Raw genomic sequence first — 19,125 nt, 5'->3', positions numbered from 1 at the left:
CCGTGTCGCTGCGCTACCTCGGCAAGCGGATCCTGCTTCTGCTCGCGGTGATGTGGACCGCGGCCAGCATCAACTTCCTCATCCCCAAGCTCAGCCCGCGTGATCCAATCAAGGAGCGTCTCGAGCAGGCGGCCATGATGGGTGGGCGTAACCAGACCGGCCTGCAGGCGATGACCGATGCCTACAGCCAGCAGTACGGTCTTGGCGAGCCCCTGTGGAAGCAGTATCTCCACGCGCTTCTGAAGGTCGTGCAGTTCGACTACGGCTATTCGATCTCGCAGTATCCGCGGACAGTCAACTCCGTGATCAAGGACGCCCTGCCCTGGACGCTTGGGCTTGGCATCACCTCGATCCTCATCGCGTTCTTCATCGGCACCATGCTCGGCGCGCTGCTTGGATGGCCGCGGTCGCCGCGCTGGTTACGCGCGTTCGTTCCGGCGAGCATGCTGACCAGCGCGGTGCCCGCGTTCGTCCTCGGATTCCTGCTGATCTATCTCTTCGCGTTCCAGCTGCGGATCTTCCCGCTCGCCGGGGCATACTCCCGGACGGCCACACCGGAATGGAGTCTGACCTTCATCGCCGACGTCGCCCAACACGCGATCCTGCCGGCGCTGGCGTTGATCCTCTTCCAACTCGGCGGGCAGGCACTGCAGATGCGGGGCCTGATGGTCATGACAACCGGCGAGGACTTCATCACCTTCGCCGACGCCAAGGGGCTCCGACCGCGACGAATCTTCTCCCGTTATGCGGTCCGCAACGCCCTTCTGCCGCAGGTCACCGGGCTCGTGATGTCCCTTGGTACGTTCATCTTCTCCACCGTGCTGGTCGAGACGCTGTTCTCCTACCCGGGTCTGGGTAACCTGATCAACTCCTCGATCCAGGTGCTCGACTACAACCTGCTGTACGGCATCACGATGATCCTCGTCTTCGCCGTGTGTATCGCGACCCTGGTGGTCGACCTCATCTATCCGCTGCTGGATCCCCGCATCCGTTACGAAGGAAGGTGAGCATGGCCGCCATCTCTCCGCGCCAGGTCGCGCTTCCTGTCCAGCCCTGGATAGCCGGACGTTTCCTGGCGTTCGCCCGATACGTACGCCGGAATCCCTTGCTGGGCGTGGGTCTTGCGATCTTCATCGGTCTGGTGTTGTTCTCGACGGTGGGCGGGTGGTTCGTCGACACGACGAAGGCGCCGTATCCGCTGGCCGCCCCCGTCAGCAAACCACCCTCGCTGGACTATCTGTTCGGCACTGACGCCCAGGGCCGCGACATGCTTGCGGTGATGATCGTCGGCACCCGGCTCAGCCTCAAGATCGGACTGCTCGCCGGTGCCATCGGTCTGGCCATCGGTATCGTCCTCGGCCTGGTGTCGGCGTTCTACGGCGGGTGGATCGACAACCTGATCCGCTGGGTGGTCGACGTGATGTTCACGATTCCGAGCTTCCTGGTGATGGTGGTCATCGCGTCGCTGCTCCAGGCGTACATCTCCATCGAGAGCATGGCGTTCATCCTCGCCGCCTTCGCCTGGCCGGGACCAACGCGCGGTATCCGCGCGCAGGTCCTTTCCTTACGGGAACGGCAGTTCATCCAGATGGCCCGACTGTCGGGCATGCGCGGCCCCGAGATCATCATCCGCGAACTCCTGCCCAACATTTCGCCGTTCCTGCTGGCCGGGTTCGTCGGCGCGCTCATCGCGGCCGTCTACGGCGCACTGGGTCTGGAGCTGCTCGGCCTTGGTTCGCAACGCGAACCGACCCTGGGCATGACGTTCTTCTGGATGCAGAAGTACTCCGCCCTGTTGCGCAATATGTGGTGGTGGTGGGGCATTCCGATCGCGATCATCATCTTGTTGATCCTGTCGCTCTACTTCATCTCGTTCGCTCTCGACGAATGGGCCAACCCGCGTTCCCGGAGGTCCGAATGAGTGCTCCAGCGTCGCAGGCTTCGAGCCCCACGCGTCCGCCCGGCGCGAGTCCGGTGTTGTCCGTACGCGACCTGCGGGTGGAATACTCCACCGACTCCGGCGTGGTGAAGGCGGTCAACGGCATCTCGTTCGACCTGATGCCGGGTGAGAAGCTCGGGCTGGTCGGCGAGTCCGGCTCCGGCAAGTCCACGGTCGCGCTCGCGCTGATGCGGATGATTCGCCCGCCTGGACGCATTTCCGGTGGGCAGATGTTGCTGCAGGGAAAGGACCTGGTCCCGCTGCCGGAGCGGACCATGCGCCAGATGCGCGCCCGCGAGATCGCGATGATTCCTCAGGGTGCGATGAACTCCCTCAATCCGGTCGCACGGATCGAGGACCAGATCATCGACACCCTCGAGGACCACGCCACCGAACGCCGGTCGAAGAAGGTCCTTCTCGACCTCGCCCGCTCAGCACTGGAGTCCGTCGGCCTACGCCGTGAGGTCGGTCGGATGTATCCCCACGAGTTGTCCGGCGGCATGAAGCAACGGGCCTGTATCGCCATCGCGGTGGCCATGCGCCCCAAGGTGGTCATCGCCGACGAGCCGACGTCCGCACTCGACGTGGTGGTGCAGCGCCAGGTGATGGACACCATCCTGCGCCTGCAGGACGAACTCGGGGTCGCCGTCATCCTGATCGGCCACGACATGGGCCTGATGGCGCAGTCGGTGGATCGGCTCGCGGTGATGTACGCGGGAAAGCTCGCGGAGGTCTCACCCATCCGCGAGATCTTCGCCGAGCCGCTCCACCCCTACACCGACCTGCTCATCGACAGCCTCCCCAAGCTTGAGGATCGGGGCACCTTCCGCGGCATTCCGGGGCTACCGCCGTCCTTGAAGTCGCTGCCGCCCGGATGTCTCTTCCATCCTCGATGCCCGAAGGTCATGGACATCTGCCGCCAGGAGATACCCGAATATCTGGAGCTTCGCCCGCAGCAGTTCGTCGCCTGCCATCTGCATGAGGAGCGCCATGACCGAGCCGCTGATTGAACTCCGTAACGTCACCAAGGTCTACGGCGGCGGCGTCCTCTCCCGAGAGGCCACAGTCGCGCTCGACGACGTGTCGTTGACGGTGCAGGGTGACACCCCGCAGATCGTCTCGGTAGTGGGAGAAAGCGGGAGCGGCAAGACCACCCTTGCTTCCTTGCTGATGGGCTTCATCGCTCCCACGAGCGGCACCGTCCGCTATCGCGGGGAGGACGTCTCAAAGCTGCGTGGCGAACACATGCGGGAGTTCCGCCGCGACGTGCAGGCGGTCTTCCAGGATCCGTTCTCGGTGTTCAATCCGTTCTACAAGGTCGATCACGTCTTGACGGTGCCGATCCACAAGTTCCGGCTCGCGCGGTCGAAGTCCGAACGCACCGAACTCATGGAGAGTGCCCTCGAAACCGTCGGCCTGCGGCCGGACGAGACCCTCGGCCGTTATCCCCACCAGCTCTCCGGTGGTCAACGCCAGCGGATCACCGTGGCGCGTGCGTTGATGTTGCGGCCGAGGCTCATCGTCGCGGACGAACCCGTGTCGATGGTGGATGCGTCGCTTCGCGCGACCATCCTCGAGAGCCTGCGCACCGTCAACCAGACGCTGAATGTCCCCATCCTCTACATCACCCACGACCTCGGGACCGCTTATCACGTCAGCGACCACATCCTGGTGATGTACCGCGGCACGATCGTCGAGGCTGGCGAGGTCGAGACGGTGATCAACGCGCCCAAGCACCCGTACACCCAGCTCCTCATCGATTCGATCCCCTGGCCTGACCCCACCCGGCGCTGGGGAGAGGAGCGGGTCGAGCGCACCGAAGCCTTCAGCGTTCCGGACGAGCATGGCGGCTGCCGGTTCGCGCAGCGCTGTCCCTCGGCGATGTCGAAATGCGTGACCGCACCGCCGCCGCCCTTCCTCTCCTCCCCCGGCCACGCCGCGAGTTGTTATCTGTACGCGGACAGACCGGAGCTACCCAAGGAGGACCTGAGCACCCTGCTCACGCTGGCCCCGCCAGAAGGCAGCTCCATAAAGGCATCGTGACCCCTCTCGGCAGGGAGCGTGCCTATCGCATGGCGTAGCGAAGGCGCTCAGCGGCGATACACGCGCGACTCAGTCCGGCCCGGATATCGGGTCCCTGCAATCCGCACTTCACGACGTACAACTGCACCACGTTCACGAACATGATCGCGATGATGTAGACCATCGTGTCCTGGGCGGCACCGATGTAGAGAAGGGTCCCGACGATCCACAGCGTCAGGGCATAGAACGTGTTTCCAGGGATCCACGAGGTGTAGGTGTTGATGCCCGAAACATGTCCTGGGACGGTGGAAAGGCCGTACTCCCGAGCTCGACCAAGCGCGGAGCGCCCAAAGAGCGAGCTCGCCCAGTTCGAAAGGGTGACGAACGTCATCGAGGCCGCCACGAAGATCGGCCACCATCGCGGCTGGATGAGCAGCGGTGGCAGAATCGTGGCAAGCGGAACAATCGCCCATGCCCGCATGGAGCACTCCGCGAGTAATGCCTTCGCGGTCAACGAGCCGGCCCGCCATCCGACCACCATCGGGCTCACCGCGGCGAACAGGCTCTGGTAATACTTCACTCCCACCAGGGTGAAACTGAGGCCCAACAGGCCCAGCGCGGTACTCTCCGCGCCCAGCGGGGGTTCATAGTCGTCGGCTCGCAGCTGGTCAAGAAGGGGAAACTCATCTGGTTCGGCTCCGAGCAGCTTCCGGAAAAGGACGATGATCTGGTTGTCCCAGTCCAGGCCGGCGTTGCGCAGAGTCCACATGAGGACGATGGTCGCTGTAAGCGCCCAACATGCCGCGGACACGGTGGACCACGCGAGCAACCAACGCACCCGCATGTTTCGCCGCGGATCACGATAGAGCTCCTGCTGCCGGCGTACCTGCCAAAGTCGCCACTGCCGGCCAAGCGCCCCAGACAGTGGCTGGAACACGTCCGCGATGCCACTCCACGCACTGGCACGGTGCGGCGCGAGCTTCTCCGCCTCGGCCGCCTTCACCGCGTCGAGTTCTTCCACAAAGTAGTCCCGTAGATCGTTGTAGAACGACTCGGGTGTCTCGGACTTGGGCCCGAAGATGACCAGCCTCCGGTCGGGGCTGCGATCCGTCAGGTCTTCGATGAACCTGGCTATCAAGGGCGCCTCGGCGTAGAAGAGCCCGGGGACGGTCCCGTCGGGTTGGACCTGACCGGTGCCCACCATGATGAGAAGTTGACCAAACGAGTAGAGGTCGGTCGGCGAGTAACCACGAGACTCTCCTGGATTACTGACCTGACTGGTGCCCTCTACCGCGGTTGCCGGGTCTGTGGTCCTCGCTCGGATTTCGGGGGCGACGAAGACCGCATCGACGCCGCCGCGTCCGGGCAGGTCGTGCTGGTAGAGGTAGTTGACTCCAAGGTCGATCAGCTTTAGTGTCTCGCGGTCCTCGTTCGGCACCTTGACCACGATGATGTTCGAGGGCGAGAGATCGCAGTGAGAGAGTCCGCAGCGCTCGAGATCGGTGAGGGCGAGGAACAGCTCCTGACCGAACCTCTCGATAAGATCCAACCGTAAGTGAGTGTGGGAGTCAGTACGTCCGTGGTCGCCAGCCTCGGGTAGGAAGAAGGCATCGACATACCGCGCCCGGCGCGGCGTCGCTTCGGCCTCGATCCGCTCGGCGAGCGTCTGGCCGGCTACAAAGTCCATCAGGATCCAGCCGTCCGAGCTGGCCCATACCCAGACCAGATGCTCGACATCGGCCGCGGGGAGCTTGTAGGTGTCGGCATAGGACCGAGTCGCGCGGCCGATGGTGGGAATCCGCAGGAACGGATAAACGATGCACTTTAGTGCGAACGGGCGCAGCTGCCCGTGGATTCGGCGCCTGGGTTGCCCGGCGAGAATAAAGGACGTCGTTCCGTGCCGGTGAAACCGCAGGGTGTCGAAGTCGATATTCGCCCACTCGCGGATGGCCTGCTCCTGCTGTGCGTACGTCGCACCGGCGATCGGTCTCGAATCTCGTGACCCGGCCGGCGGGGCGTAAATCCGGCGGAGCGCTTCCCGCACCGCCTCGTCCTCGAACAAGGGCCGGCACACGCGATCACAGTCGTGCCGGGAGCCTTCGGGTGGGCGGGTGTTCGCGTCCTGCGATGCCGAACGACGGAGTTCTGAATGCCGCAGGGAGATCATCGTGGTGAGAAAGATGCTCAGATATCCGAAGAGCTCGGCATAGCGCGCCTGGAGCGAGCCGTCGAGCGTCCGGAACTCCACGCACCAGCGTTCGAGAGCGGCGATCGAGGAGTCCCACGACAGCTCGAACTGCGCGGCAAAGGTGCCCCCATCCAACGGGAGTTCGAGTAGCACCTTGCGCCAGTCCTCAACGGACCAGTTGAGCAGGTCATCGTGCGGTCCGTGGCTCACGTGCGCTGCCGCGATCATCTCGATCACGGTCACGACGGACTTCAGGCTAGCGGCCATGGACGGACGCCCCCTCCACTCGGGTGAAGCGCGGGATGGCACGGAAGTCGCCGGAACGCAGTGCCGTCGCGTCGCCCTGCTCGACCGCACACACCATGAGTTCATAGGCGGCCCGGGCGGCCAGGATGAGTCGGCCAGGACTCAGCTCCAGCGGCCTGATCCTGGTCATCCAGGGCAGCGGAGCGATGTCGAGAATGTGCGGGGCATTCGGCGAACTGCGGCTCGCCGCGGCCAGCCGCAGATGGTCCTGGCGATAGTCCCGAACGCTCCGCGCATGTGCACTGCCCAACCCGGCACGCAGCCTGTCCAGGTGCCAGGAGGTCACCAGCTGAGTGAGTGCGGGCACAATCCGGGTCGAACGATGCGCCCGTGTGCTCAGGGACAGAATGTGGGTGCAGCCGTCAGCCAGTGCCAGGCGGTACGGATGCACGGTGAGGATGGCGCCGTCGATCACCCGTTTGCCATGAAACTCCGTCGTTCCTCGAACGGCGACTGGTAGCCAGGCGCTGGCGCGCAGCGCGGACCGTAGATCATCCTTGGACGTGAAAGCCGAGACCGTCAAGGTGCGCAGCTCGTCCACGAGAGTCATCGCCACGTGAAGAGGGACGCTCGACCCAAGGACAGCGTCATAGTCGAGCGGCCTGAGCCTGTCGACCACCGTATCGAAGGCGTAGGCGAGATCGACCACGTTTCCGCTAAGGACTCGCCGGAAATCGATGAAACGGCGAGTTGTGAGATCGTCCCAGTAAATGGGCAGGTGGCGCCAGCTGTCTCCACCAAAGAAATAGGCGCCGTTCAGCGCGCCTGAGGACGAGCCATAGACAGCATCGAAAGAGAACCGGAATCCCATGTCCTCCAGCGCGGTCAGCATCGCGCCCGAGAGGATACCCCGCATGCCGCCACCCTGGATGGCCAGCCCGACCTTGTGCTGGTCCCCACGGGAGCCAGTCCGATCCTGCCGCGACCTACGCGCGCGCAGAACCCCGAGGACCGGATGGTCAGGCGACCAGTACTGCTCATCCATCGACAGCTCCCCGTCGGGACCGGGTGGGCGGAAGGAGCGGCGGGTGTGGCGGGATGATCAGCCTAATCGACCGGCGATGTCGCGCGCGGTTGGTAGTCAGCCGCGTTCCGAGCTCGCCAGGACACGCTCAAGCGCCGCCTGACCCGCGCGTCCCCAGGTCGGTTGGCCGCCAGGAAGTTCACGCTCCCAGGCCTGACCGATCCCTATGAGGGAAAGGCTGCGCAGGACGGCCCATCCTCGGGCGCGCCGGATCATTGCCTCATCCACGTGTGCGTATGTATCGAAGAATCGGGAAGCCGCGTCGGCGGGAAGGAGTAGCCACGCGGCCGCGAGATCTGTTGCCGGATCGCCGGCGCACAGTTCACCAAAGAAGCGCCCTGAGGAATCCCGCCAGGCTGTTGGCCGCGTGGTGATCGCGGCTGATCGAGGCGCGATCGCCGGGTTGGCCGGGAACCCGGGCCGCAACGAGCCACGGCCTCGGGAAGACTGCGGTTGGTTCACCGGTCCGCACGGGGGTCGGCACCGGGAGCGGGAGGCGCGGGGCCAGGACGGGCAGCCACCTTTGCTCCTTCTGTAGAAGAGCCGGGGCGCGCGGTGCGCGGCAAGCGGACGGCCAACTCCTCACCGAGACGCCATAGTTGGTTGTCCCAGCCGGCAGCCACCTGGCGAAGGCTCAAGCCGGCAAGGTCCGGATGCTGCTCCCGCAGCAGGGATCGCACCACGCTCTCATCGATCTCGACGTTGCCCATCTACAGTGCCCACTCCCTGTTGCCGTCGATACGAGGGCTGTTCAGGATGCCAACGACCGATCAGGCTCAGAACGGTGGGGCGATCTCTTCGTCCGGGATAGGGGCAGTCGGGGTGTACGTCGTTGGCGCGGCGTGGTGGGCGGCGACGGTCTCTCGTTGTCGTCTCGCCTCCGGGTCGGCCTGCCGTGGAATCCCGCTGCCTGGCAGGGGATCGGGATTCACGTCGTACGTATGCCCAAGCGGGCTTTGGGTCTTGAAGTAGCCAGGTTCGGGTTGGGTCCACCACCAGCCGCCCTCATGCTTGGCCCGGTGGTGGCGTTTGCACAGCATGGTGAGGTTGCAGGCGCAGGTGGTTCCGCCGTTGCGGTGTTCGAAGGTGTGGTCCGCTTCGCACTTCTCCGCTGGCCGTTCGCAGCCGGGGTGGCGGCAGGTCCGGTCTCTCGCCTGCACGAACTCCCGCTGTTTCCTCGTCGGCCGGTAAGCACTGCGGTTGTGGTAGACGACGACACCGTCTTCGGTGACGGTCCAGCAGTACTCAAACCCCGCTTCGGCGGCTTTGATGATGTCGGCGAGCACCTCTTCGGAGATGGGCCCGAAGTCCTTCAGGTCAGCGGGTTCGGCCCCAGCGGTGTCCTCCTCGCGCTCGGTTCGCTTCGGACTGGAGTCGGCGGTGTTTGCGGCCCTGGTGGCGGCGTTGAGCCAGGTGTCGAGCGGGGCGACGAGTTCAACCTTGACTGCCATACCGCCCGTGTCCAGATGCCGGCCGCAGAGGAGGTCGAGGAAGACGTCGACTTCGATTTCGTCGAGGTAGCGGTCATCCCCACCGGCCTTGAGATGCTCACTCATCTCCTTGATGAACGCCTTCGCTTGGACGACTCTCTCCAGCGGTAGGTCGTAGCCGAAGATGCTGGCGACCCCGTTCACGCCGGCGCTGAACTTGATGCGGCGTTCGCGTTTCGCTGCCTTCCGGCGTTCTTCGGCACCCACCGGATCCAGCGCCACCACCTTCCCCTTCAACCGGCGCTCGATCTGCTGCCTGGTCAGGTCCGGCGCCTTCGACAGGATCCACTCCTCGGCCTGGCGGGCAAGCTCGTCGGACAGGCAGCTGGTTTCGGAAGCGATCTCCCGCGCCTTGGCCACATCAATCCGACCCGCCTCCAGAGCAGCACGCGTACCAGGCAGGCGGGCGGTCAGGTCAAGCGCCAAACACAGCTCACGATCAGCCGAACCCGGCGCCAACGTCAGGGCGGCACCGACCTCAACCGAAGCGAACTCGGAACACGCATCAAGAAGCTCCGGCGGCGCGTCCTCGCCACCCATCGGCGACCGCGCCACAAACGACATCGCCTCATACATGCGGCACGACGCCCACGACACCTGACGCTGCCACGCCCGCATCACCACGACCCGCGCGCAACCATTCACAGCTGTCAGATCGATAGCCGCCAGCGTGGCGGCAAGCTCAGGACCCGGCGCGGCCTCAGCCAACGCCGACACATCAACATCCCCGTGATCGAACATGCATGCGACTCTATCCTGAAACGATCAGCTAACCGAGGCCAAGAAGCTTTGTTTCCAAGGCGTTTCCGCTCATCAACAACGCGACCTCAGGGCTTCGGCCGACGCAGGACCAGAACACCTCGCCAGCCGCGATGTCACGTTCCGAGGAGGTCGTTCCGCCTTAGGTGTGAACCGACAGAGGAGATGAGAGGACGATCATGGTGCAGAGGATCGCGGTCCTGGGCGCGGGCTACGCGGGTCTGACGGCGGCCACCAGACTCGTGAAACGACTGTCACCCAAGGCCGCGCAGATCACACTGGTGAACGCCTCCCCGCAGTTCGTCGAGCGGCCACGGCTTCACCAACTGGCCGCCGGGCGCCGAGTGCCCAGCCGGCCGTTGGCGGATTTCTTCAATGGCGAGGGCACCAGCCTGGTCATCGACCGGGTGACGGGGATCGACCTTGCCGCGAGGAAGGTGCGGCTGAACTCCGAACCGAAGATCGCGTACGACAGCCTTGTCTACGCCCTCGGCAGCAACGTCGACGTCTCCGCTGTCCCCGGAGTCGCCGAGCACGCCCATGTGCTGGACACACCCGAGTCCGCCCTCAGGTTCCATGACCTCATCGCCCAGCGTGCGCGACGGCGTGGCGGCGTGGTCGCCGTGTGCGGCGGGGGACTCACCGGCATCGAGGCCGCCACCGAAGTCGCCGAGGCCTTCCCCACTCTCGACGTCCACCTGGTGTCCCGGACCGAGCCGGGTGTGTGGATGCGGGACCGGGCCCGCCGGCACCTGCGGAAGGTGTTCGATCGGCTCGGCGTCACGGTCCACTCCGGCGCCGCGATCAGCGCGGTCGAGCGGGAGGTGCTGCGGCTGGACGGCGGTCGGAGCCTGTCGTTCGACGTGTGCCTGTGGGCCGGCGGTTTTGGCGTACCCACGTTGGCCCGCCAAGCAGGACTAGAGGTCCGACCGAACGGCCGGGCGGTCGTGGACGAGACGCTGCGTTCGGTCTCGCACCCCGAGGTCTCCGTGATCGGGGACGCCGCCGCGGCGTGCGGGGCGTGGGGTGCTGAGCTGGCGTACGGTTGCCGCACCGGCGGCACCTTGGGTCCCTACGTCGCCGACGCGATCGCCGACCGGCTGGCGGAGCGGAGCCCGAAGCCTTTTCGCTTCCGCTACGTGCACGAGTGCGTGAGCCTTGGCCGCCGGGACGCGCTGATTCAGTTCATGCACGCTGACGAGACGCCGGGGCGGGTGCTGACCGGCCGGCTCGCGGTGCGCTACAAGGAGACCGTCCTCGGCTCCGTGATGTGGTTGTTCGCCCACCCCGGTCCCTACCTCCGCCGCGACCGGCTCACGACGGAAGGAGGACGATGACCACCGGAGCCGACGCTGACGAGGTGTTCGAGCGGCATCGTGGCCTGCTGCAGTCCCTGGCCTATCAACTGCTGGGCAGCGTCACCGACGCCGAGGATGTCGTGCAGGAGGCCTGGCTGCGCTGGAGTCGCGTGGATCCCGGCGAGGTGACCAGCCCCCGGGCGTACCTCACCCGGCTCACGACCCGCGCCGCCGTCGATCACCTGCGGCACGCCCAGAGAAGGCGGCAGACGTACGTCGGTCCCTGGCTGCCCGAACCCCTCCTGACCGCTCCGGATGTGGCGGACGACGTGACCCGCGCCGACTCGGTGTCGATGGCGATGCTGGTGGTGCTGGAGACGCTCTCACCGCTCGAGCGCGCGGTCTTCGTGCTCCGCGAGGTGTTCGCCTTCAGCCACGCCGAGATCGCCGACGCCCTCGACCGATCGGAGCCCGCGATCCGGCAGGTCGCGCATCGGGCGCGCGCACACGTCCATGCCCGGCAACCTCGGTACGCGACGGACCGGGCGGTACGCCGCCAGGCGACCGAACGTTTCCTGTCCGCCGCCATGGGCGGTGACCTGGCCGAACTCCTCGCGGTGCTCGCACCAGACGTGACGTTCTGGGCCGACGGTGGCGGAAAGGTGACGGCACCACGACGGCCCATCTACGGGGCCGACAAGGTGGCGAGGTTCCTGGCGGCACGTGCCTCCGCCATCCCGGCCGGCACCGAGGTCGACCTCGTTGAGGCGAACGGCGGGCCGGCGGCGGTGCTCCGGATCGGCGATGTGACGTACGCGGTCTTCATCCTCGACCTGGCACCCGCGAGCGGCCTGATCGAGACGATCCGGCTGATCGCCAATCCCGACAAGCTGGCTCACTCAGCCCTTGGGTGAGTACGCCTGGAGACCGAACACCTCGAACAACCGCTCCTGGATTTCGTCCCGCTCGGCGAGGAGCTGCCGCGTCCTGGGCCGGCCGCCGGTGGACGGATATCGCAGCCGCGTCTCCTCGATGCCGGCCAACAGGTCGAAAAGCTCCCGCACCGACAGGTCCAGGCCGGCCTCCTGCGCGGTGCGCCGCATCAGGTGGGCCACGGTGGTGGCGAGGACACAGATGAAGGTGTGTACGGCGATCCGCTGGTCGTTCCATCGCCAGGTCGCCGACGGCGCGGTGACGACCGGGGCAAGGATCTGCCGCAGCGTCGACTCCAGGCGGTATCGCGCGCGGTACGCCGTCAACACCTCAGCGACCGACCAGTCGTCGTGGTCGGTGACCAGCAACTGCTTGCCGAAAACGTCGTGCGCGAGCCGGGCCTGTGCCGCCTCGTCGACGCTCCAGCGCAACCGCAGATCGCCGGGCTCTGTGCCGGTCAGGCTGGTCGACAGGACCCGATCGACCCAACGGAACCGCGTGATCCGCGCGATCTCCGCGGCCACCCGGTCGCGCGGCTGCCCCAGGGTGCCTCGACGGAGGGCGGACGCGAGTTCGTCGAGCCGACGAGTGGCGTTGCCGAGGTCCCGCGCGAGTCCGCGGGCCTGCGCCGCGCGCATCGTGCTCGAGTGCACGAGGATCACCCGCCGGTCGGTGCCCGCCACCCGGGCGCGGGTGTCCAGCGCGGTGACGCCGGGGAAGCGGACGTGGTCGACGGTGCGCCGCCGGGTGGCCGGCCGAGCCGCCAGGTCGGGGTGGTCGCCAAGCGGTAGGGAGCCGACGAAGTGCAGCCCCATCCGCGTACCAAAGTCGACCTGGGCGCTCTGACCCGCGTCGACCACGACGGTGACGGGCCCCGCTCCCGCCCCCGCGCCCGCCAGCTGCCCGTGCCGGTCGGCGAGTTGGCTGGCGACGGTGGTGAACGGCGTACTCCCGGGCCGCAAAAGCTGGTAGGGGTAGGACACCAGCGGGACCGCGCCGTCGAGCGTGACGGCGAGGCCGAGCCCGGCGAGCCGGGTGTCGGCGTTGTCGACGTACGTCGCGAAGTCGGCAATGTCGACCATCAGGACGCGGCCGTCCGGGCCGGACTCGCGCAGCACCCCGGGCAGGAGCCCGGCCTCGACCTGCCGAAGGTCGTCGACGCCGATGCGATCCATGGCCCGCCAGAAGCGGCGGTGGTCGAGGGCCGCCGGTGAGAGGCGCGGGCGGACGAAACGTTCGGCCGCGGTCGTCGGCCACCAGGCCTGGAGGTCAAGATCTGACGCGGGCCCGACCACGACCCGGTGGAGCACGGCCAGCGCGAGGTAGGTGCCGGGCGAGATCGTAGAACGCCGGACGCCCACCACCCCGTCCACGAGTCGGGCGAAACCCAGCTGCTCGAGGACTCCCCACACCGCGGCCACGTCACCGAACGACAGGTGACGGGTGCCGCGCGGTGCCGGCGTTCCGGACCCGGCCGCGCCGAACCCGTCCGCGCCGAGCACGGCGGCCGCGATCTGGTCGGCGCTGCCGAGGTAGCGCTGGGAGGCTATGCGGGGCTTGCCGCCGACCCGGGCCGACTCCACGAGGTAGTAGTAGGTCCGCCCGTTGATCGTCTTGCCCACCACCGATGCCACAGGTTTAGGTAATACACCCCGCGCGCCAATTTCGCCAAGCTCGCACGGGCCGCCTGACCAGCACCGATGGCATCCGGACAGGTGTCAATCCGACCTTGCCGCGCTGGCCCACCGAATGCCGCCCTGGTTCGCGGACCACCGGCCGGCCTAGCGTTCGCGAGGTGGACATCGAGCTGTCGAACCCCGTCGCCGCATCGCCTCCCCCGGACGAGCGACCCACCGCCTCCGCGATGCGCCGGGCCCTCGCCCGGGCTCGCGACGGGAAGACCCTGAACGTCGACGAGGCCACCGTGCTGCTGCACGCCCGCGGCGCCGACCTCGACACCCTGTCGGAGTACGCCTCCCACATCCGCGACGCCGGGCTGGTCGCGGCCGGTCGGCCGGGCGTCATCACGTACAGCCGCAAGGTGTTCATCCCGCTGACCCGCCTTTGCCGGGACCGCTGCGGCTATTGCACGTTCGTCACCGTGCCGGGACGCGTCCACGCGCCGTACCTCAGCCCCGACGAGGTGCTCGACATCGCCCGCCAGGGTGCGGCGATGGGCTGCAAGGAGGCGCTGTTCACCCTCGGCGACCGCCCGGAGGACCGGTGGAAAGCGGCCCGCGACTGGCTCGACGAGGCGGGGTACGACGACACGCTGTCGTACGTCCGCGCGATGGCGATCCGCGTGCTCGAGGAGACCGGACTGCTCCCGCATCTCAATCCCGGCGTGCTGTCCTGGCGGGATCTGCAGCGACTCAAGCCCGTCGCCCCGTCCATGGGGATGATGCTGGAGACCACGGCCCGGCGGCTCTTCACCGAGCGCGGCGGCCCCCACTACGGCTCGCCGGACAAGGATCCTGAGGTCCGGCTGCGGGTTCTCGAGGACGCCGGCCGCAGCGCGGTGCCGTTCACGACCGGCATCCTGATCGGGATCGGCGAGACGTACCACGAGCGGGCCGAGTCGTTGTTCGCGATCCGCAAGGTGGCGCGGACGTACGCCGGTATCCAGGAAGTGATCGTGCAGAACTTCCGGGCCAAGCCGGACACCAAGATGCGGGCCACCCCCGACGCGGACCTGTCCGAGTTGGCCGCCACGATCGCCGTCGCCCGGCTGGTCCTCGGTCCGAAGGTACGGATCCAGGCACCACCCAACCTGATCGACGACGAGTACGCCCTGATGCTGCGGGCCGGAATCGACGACTGGGGTGGGGTTTCGCCGCTCACCCCTGACCACGTCAACCCGGAACGTGCCTGGCCGCAGATCGAGGAGCTCAGCAACCGGACGGCAGCGGCGGGGTTCGAGCTACGTGAACGCCTGACGATCTATCCGGAGTACGTCCGGGCCGGCGAACCCTGGCTCGATCCCCGACTGCGCCGGCACGTCGAAGCCCTGACCGATTCCGAGACGGGCCTCGCGCGTACCGGCGTCATCCCCGAAGGCCTTCCCTGGCAGGAACCTGACGGCGGCTGGCCGACCGTGACGGGTTCTGGGCGTACCGACCTCCACGTCACCGTCGACACCGAAGGTCGCACGGAGGACCGCCGCGGCGACTTCGACTCCGTCTACGGCGACTGGGACGAGCTGGCCGCCCAGGTCGCCGCGTCGCCCGCCCGCATGGACACCGACGTCAAGGACGCCTTGCGGCGAGCCGAACGCGATCCCGCCGGCCTGTCTGACGAGGACGCGTTGGCTCTCCTGCACGCCGACGGAGCGGACCTGGAAGCCCTTGCCCGCTTGGCGGACGGGCTGCGTCAAGACGTGGTTGGCGACGACGTGACGTTCGTCGTGACCCGCAACATCAACTTCACCAACGTCTGCTACACCGGCTGCCGGTTCTGTGCGTTCGCCCAGCGGCGCACCGACGCGGACGCCTACACGCTCTCGCTCAGCCAGGTGGGCGACCGGGTCGACGAGGCATGGGAGGCCGGCGCGACCGAGATCTGTATGCAGGGTGGGATCCACCCCGACCTACCGGGTACGGCGTACTTCGATCTCGCGGCCGAGGTCAAGCGCCGCCAGCCCGGCATCCACCTGCACGCGTTCAGCCCGATGGAGGTCATCAACGGCGTTTCCCGCACCAACCTCCCGGTCCGCGAGTGGCTCACCCGGGCGAAGGAGGCCGGTGTCGACTCGCTACCCGGCACCGCCGCCGAGATCCTCGACGACGACGTCCGCTGGACCCTCACCAAGGGCAAACTGCCGACCGCGAGCTGGATCGAGGTGATCAGCACCGCGCACGCACTCGGCATGCCGACCACCTCGACGATGATGTACGGCCACGTCGACTCCCCCGCTCACTGGGTCGGGCACCTCAAGCTGATCGCGCGGCTGCAGCACGAGGCCCTGGAAAAGAACGGCCGCCCTGGCTTCACGGAGTTCGTCCTGCTGCCATTCGTCCACACCAGCGCGCCGATCTACCTCGCGGGCCTTGCCCGGCCGGGCCCAACGGCCCGGGAGAACCGCGCCGTGCACGCGCTCGCCCGCCTCCTGCTGCACGGGCTGATCGACAACATCCAGTGCTCGTGGGTGAAACTCGGCCCGGAGCTGTGTCAATCGGTGCTTGACGGTGGCGTCAACGACGTCGGCGGCACGCTGATGGAGGAGACGATCAGCCGGATGGCCGGCGCCGACCACGGCTCCTACAAGACGATCAGCGACCTGCGAGCGCTGGTGGCTCCGACCGGCCGGCCGCTGCGCCAGCGCACCACGACCTACGGCACGCCCGACCCCGAGCGGATCGCCGCCGCCGAGGCGAGCGACGGCGTGTGCGCCGCCGTCCGCCGGCCCCTTCCGGTCATCGGATGACGGTCGAGCGGGTCGCGCGGACCCGGCTGCCGACGGCGTACGGCGAGTTCACGGCGTACGGCTACCGGTCCGCGGCCGGCACCGAACACCTCGCACTGGTCCACGGCGACCTCACGCCAGCGAAAACGACCCGCGACCTACTCGTACGACTGCATTCGGAATGCCTGACCGGCGACGTGCTGGGTTCACTGCGCTGCGACTGCGGCCCCCAGCTCCAGGCTGCGATGCGCGCTGTCGTCGCCGAGGGCCGGGGCGTCGTGGTCTATCTCCGCGGGCACGAGGGGCGCGGTATCGGGCTGCTGAGCAAGCTTGCCGCCTACGCACTGCAGGATTCTGGGCACGACACGGTGGACGCCAACCTCGCGCTCGGCCTGCCGATCGACGCCCGCGACTACTCCGACGGCGCGGCGATACTCACCGACCTGGGGATCCGCGACGTGCGCCTGCTCACCAACAATCCGGCCAAGGCCGAAGGCCTGCGGCGCGGCGGCCTGACCGTCAACGGATGCCAACCACTGCTCACCCCGGCGAACGCCGAGAACGCCCGCTACCTGCACAGCAAACGGGAACGCCTCGGCCACCTCCTCCCCGCCCCGGCCCTGGACGCCTAAGGCACGGCCTAGCGGGCCACGCGGTAGCGGAGGTAGACGACTCTTGAGCTGAAGGTGCGGGTCTCGACGAGTTCGAGATCCACCCGGCGCTCGCGCTGGGGAAAGAACGGAATGCCACCGCCGACTACACCACCTTCGGAAGCGGCTTCCAGAGCGCGGCGAACTCGAGCGTCGAGAAGTCGAGCGAGGGATTCTGCTCGACGGTCTCCCAATACAGCATCGTCTCGTAGAGCCGTCGCCCCAGCAGGTGGACGCCGACCTCTCGGATCTCGTCAGTGGCGAGGCGGAAGACCTCCTCGTCAGGGGCCCCCAGTCGAAGCCGCCGTCCGGCCCGACGATGTAGCCGTCCAGCGACACGGCCATCGAATAGGTCACGCTGCTCTTCAGAAGTCCTCTTCGGTAACGGGTTCGACAGTACGACCGCCGGACGCCGCAGGACTCATCGCGGCTCGCGGAATTTCCTCAGATCTCCCCGCCCCACGCGAAGATCATCACGAAGTGCGGCGAGTTTTCGAGACACGGCCTAACCGCGCTGGGCCGTCTGTGAACGCCTCTCTACTCCGAACTCGCTTCCAGGCTGAAACGGCGATGCGGGTTGTCGATGGGCTGATGTACAGCTGGGACATCACCGCCGAGGGGCCGCGGATGTTCGGGTCTTCGAAGCCACCCGTACGGACGTGGCCTCACGTGACGCCCTGAGGCCGGCCTCGACGGGTTGGCCGCCGACCGGCGTGCCGGCAGGCTCGAGACCCCTTCTCTGTAAGGGTTGTCGAGCCTGCCGGTTTGGCTGGTTGTCCCGCGTCGTCCCGCGCTGGTTAGAAGGGCGGCGGGTCGGGGTCAGCGGGTTCTACGGGGTCGGTGAGGCGTGGTGGGGTCACCGTGTACTGCCGGCTGTGGGGGTCGGTGTAGGTGAGGTGGCCTGGTCTGGTTTGTTCGACTTTCCAGTGGCCTTCGGTTTTGACGCGGTGGTGGCGGCGGCATAGTGGTGCCACGTTGTTGACTGAGGTTTCGCCGCCTTGAGCGTAGGGTTTGGTGTGGTCGAGGTCGCAGCTGATGGCTGGGCGCCTACAGAGCATCCAGGTGCAGCGCTGGTTCAACGACTGAACGAACTCCGCCGGAAGACCGCGTAAGAAACGTTGCGCCATCGGATGCAGACTCAACAACTGGCCCGTCACCGGATGGGTGACCCCGACCGCGAACATGGCGTCAGGGTTGTCGAGGTGGTTGGCAAGTAGCCGTCTCGCCACTTCGGTGAAGATCGGACCGAACCCGCCCAGTTCGGCTGGCCGCTTCGCCCACTCCATCAGCGTCGGGAACGGCACATTCAGCTGGAGCTTCGCCTTGACCGCAGCCCTCCAGGACCGGAACGCCGCCGGAATCTCCTGCTCCGCAAGGTCATTGTCGGACGGGATTTCCTCGCGGGCCGGCCTGTCGTTGCAGGGCTGACGTCCGTGCCGGTCCAACGGGTGGGTGTAGGTGGCGGGTTTGCAGTCCTCGCACGGGCAGCCCTGGAGGTGGCGGTCGTGGTCACGCCCGCTGTGCCGGCACCCGCCCTGCTCGGCGGCAGAGTCATCCCGCGCGTCCTCGGTTTGGGCAGGGTTGTTGACCTGGTCCTGCTCGTCGAGCAGGTCATCAAAGGACCCTCGACAAGGGCCGGGATCGTCACCGTCCTCCCCGTCGCCGTTCTTCCCGTCGCCGTTCTCGCAGTCGCAGTCCTCTCCGGCACTCTCAGCATCGGCGCTGGTCTGTTCACGACTGCCGGAGCCTTCGCGGGCCTCTTCCTCGCCGTCACAGATGATCACGTCGGCTTCGCCGGACAGGAGGGAGGCGGCGATGTCGGCCCGCAACTGAGGCAGGGTGCGTTCGTCGCCGCCGGATTTCATTGTGCGGGCGATGGCGTCCAGGTATCCCCAGATCTGGGCGGCCACGTCGTGGGAGATCCCACGGATCCGCAGATCGGAGACGCCATCCAGTGATGGGTAGACGTCCACGCCGCGGTCCTCGCGGGCCCGCTTGTGACGCTCTTTCGCCGCCTCCGGGTGTCGGGTAGCCCGGGGGAATCTCACCCCCAGGCCCCCGCAGATCCCGGCGTGACAGTCTCCCGTCACCGGGCTCTTGTCATCCTGGTCACC

15 protein-coding genes are annotated in these 19,125 nt (G+C 67.1%); 8 read left to right on the top strand and 7 right to left on the bottom strand.

Translation table 11 applies throughout. The features are described 5' to 3' along the window. The first annotated feature begins 2 nt into the window (after nt 1-2). From B141_RS0133425 to B141_RS44170, 4 genes are read left to right on the top strand one after another with little or no spacing between them, the layout of a single operon-like run. Nucleotides 3-1,007 (top strand): ABC transporter permease, encoded by a 1,005-nt coding sequence (locus B141_RS0133425; protein ID WP_020579544.1) that lies wholly within the window; start codon nt 3-5, stop codon nt 1,005-1,007. A gap of 2 nt (nt 1,008-1,009) precedes the next feature. Beyond that, nucleotides 1,010-1,921, top strand: coding sequence for an ABC transporter permease (locus B141_RS0133420; RefSeq protein ID WP_020579543.1), 912 nt, complete (start codon nt 1,010-1,012; stop codon nt 1,919-1,921). After that, nucleotides 1,918-2,949 (top strand): ABC transporter ATP-binding protein, encoded by a 1,032-nt coding sequence (locus B141_RS0133415; RefSeq protein WP_063828697.1) that lies wholly within the window; start codon nt 1,918-1,920, stop codon nt 2,947-2,949. The genes B141_RS0133420 and B141_RS0133415 overlap by 4 nt, the downstream gene beginning before the upstream one ends. After that, nucleotides 2,930-3,982, top strand: coding sequence for an ABC transporter ATP-binding protein (locus tag B141_RS44170; protein WP_020579541.1), 1,053 nt, complete (start codon nt 2,930-2,932; stop codon nt 3,980-3,982). Before B141_RS0133415 ends, B141_RS44170 begins: the two co-directional genes overlap by 20 nt. Before the next feature lie 22 nt (nt 3,983-4,004). On the opposite strand, the gene B141_RS0133405 is transcribed toward B141_RS44170, so the two are convergent. The 5 genes from B141_RS0133405 to B141_RS0133395 all read right to left on the bottom strand — a co-directional run bounded on the left by B141_RS0133405 (nt 4,005) and on the right by B141_RS0133395 (nt 9,710). After that, complete coding sequence (locus B141_RS0133405; RefSeq protein ID WP_020579540.1) at nt 4,005-6,416, bottom strand: protein kinase family protein; 2,412 nt, start codon at nt 6,414-6,416, stop codon at nt 4,005-4,007. Then, a complete protein-coding gene (locus B141_RS0133400) occupies nt 6,406-7,440 on the bottom strand; it encodes a patatin-like phospholipase family protein (RefSeq protein ID WP_020579539.1) in 1,035 nt (344 codons plus the stop codon). The genes B141_RS0133405 and B141_RS0133400 overlap by 11 nt, the downstream gene beginning before the upstream one ends. 361 nt (nt 7,441-7,801) lie before the next feature. Beyond that, the gene (locus B141_RS53055; protein WP_420313613.1) at nt 7,802-7,987 is read right to left on the bottom strand and encodes a protein kinase family protein; all 186 of its coding nucleotides are present in this window, start codon (nt 7,985-7,987) and stop codon (nt 7,802-7,804) included. Next, the gene (locus tag B141_RS51905; RefSeq protein ID WP_237742869.1) at nt 7,938-8,189 is read right to left on the bottom strand and encodes a hypothetical protein; all 252 of its coding nucleotides are present in this window, start codon (nt 8,187-8,189) and stop codon (nt 7,938-7,940) included. Before B141_RS51905 ends, B141_RS53055 begins: the two co-directional genes overlap by 50 nt. Before the next feature lie 66 nt (nt 8,190-8,255). Next, complete coding sequence (locus tag B141_RS0133395; RefSeq protein WP_020579538.1) at nt 8,256-9,710, bottom strand: HNH endonuclease signature motif containing protein; 1,455 nt, start codon at nt 9,708-9,710, stop codon at nt 8,256-8,258. 197 nt (nt 9,711-9,907) lie between these two features. Here B141_RS0133395 and B141_RS0133390 point away from each other — a divergent pair, with 197 nt between their 5' ends. After that, entirely contained in the window at nt 9,908-11,065 is a 1,158-nt protein-coding gene (locus tag B141_RS0133390) for an NAD(P)/FAD-dependent oxidoreductase (RefSeq protein ID WP_020579537.1), read from the top strand. Further along, nucleotides 11,062-11,940 (top strand): RNA polymerase sigma-70 factor, encoded by an 879-nt coding sequence (locus B141_RS0133385; RefSeq protein WP_020579536.1) that lies wholly within the window; start codon nt 11,062-11,064, stop codon nt 11,938-11,940. The genes B141_RS0133390 and B141_RS0133385 overlap by 4 nt, the downstream gene beginning before the upstream one ends. Here B141_RS0133385 and B141_RS0133380 read toward each other — a convergent pair. After that, nucleotides 11,926-13,593: an IS1634 family transposase gene (locus B141_RS0133380; protein ID WP_020579535.1), complete on the bottom strand. Its 1,668-nt coding sequence runs from the start codon at nt 13,591-13,593 to the stop codon at nt 11,926-11,928. The two genes, B141_RS0133385 and B141_RS0133380, sit on opposite strands and share 15 nt — an antisense overlap. A 161-nt stretch (nt 13,594-13,754) precedes the next feature. Between B141_RS0133380 and B141_RS0133375 the strand changes: the two genes are divergently transcribed. Together B141_RS0133375 and ribA are read left to right on the top strand one after the other, a co-directional pair. Continuing rightward, complete coding sequence (locus B141_RS0133375; protein ID WP_020579534.1) at nt 13,755-16,382, top strand: bifunctional FO biosynthesis protein CofGH; 2,628 nt, start codon at nt 13,755-13,757, stop codon at nt 16,380-16,382. Continuing rightward, on the top strand, nt 16,379-16,993 hold the full coding sequence (ribA, locus tag B141_RS0133370) for a GTP cyclohydrolase II (protein WP_020579533.1): 615 nt from the start codon (nt 16,379-16,381) through the stop codon (nt 16,991-16,993). Before B141_RS0133375 ends, ribA begins: the two co-directional genes overlap by 4 nt. A gap of 815 nt (nt 16,994-17,808) precedes the next feature. Here ribA and B141_RS51900 read toward each other — a convergent pair. Continuing rightward, nucleotides 17,809-19,125: HNH endonuclease (locus B141_RS51900; protein WP_237742868.1), on the bottom strand; the 1,317-nt coding region annotated here is incomplete at its 5' end.

Origin of the sequence: Actinopolymorpha alba DSM 45243 (assembly GCF_000373925.1) — a bacterium.
Classification (GTDB): domain Bacteria; phylum Actinomycetota; class Actinomycetes; order Propionibacteriales; family Actinopolymorphaceae; genus Actinopolymorpha; species Actinopolymorpha alba.
The sequence above is the reverse complement of the archived record's forward strand: the minus strand, read 5'-3'. Positions and strand labels throughout refer to the sequence as shown.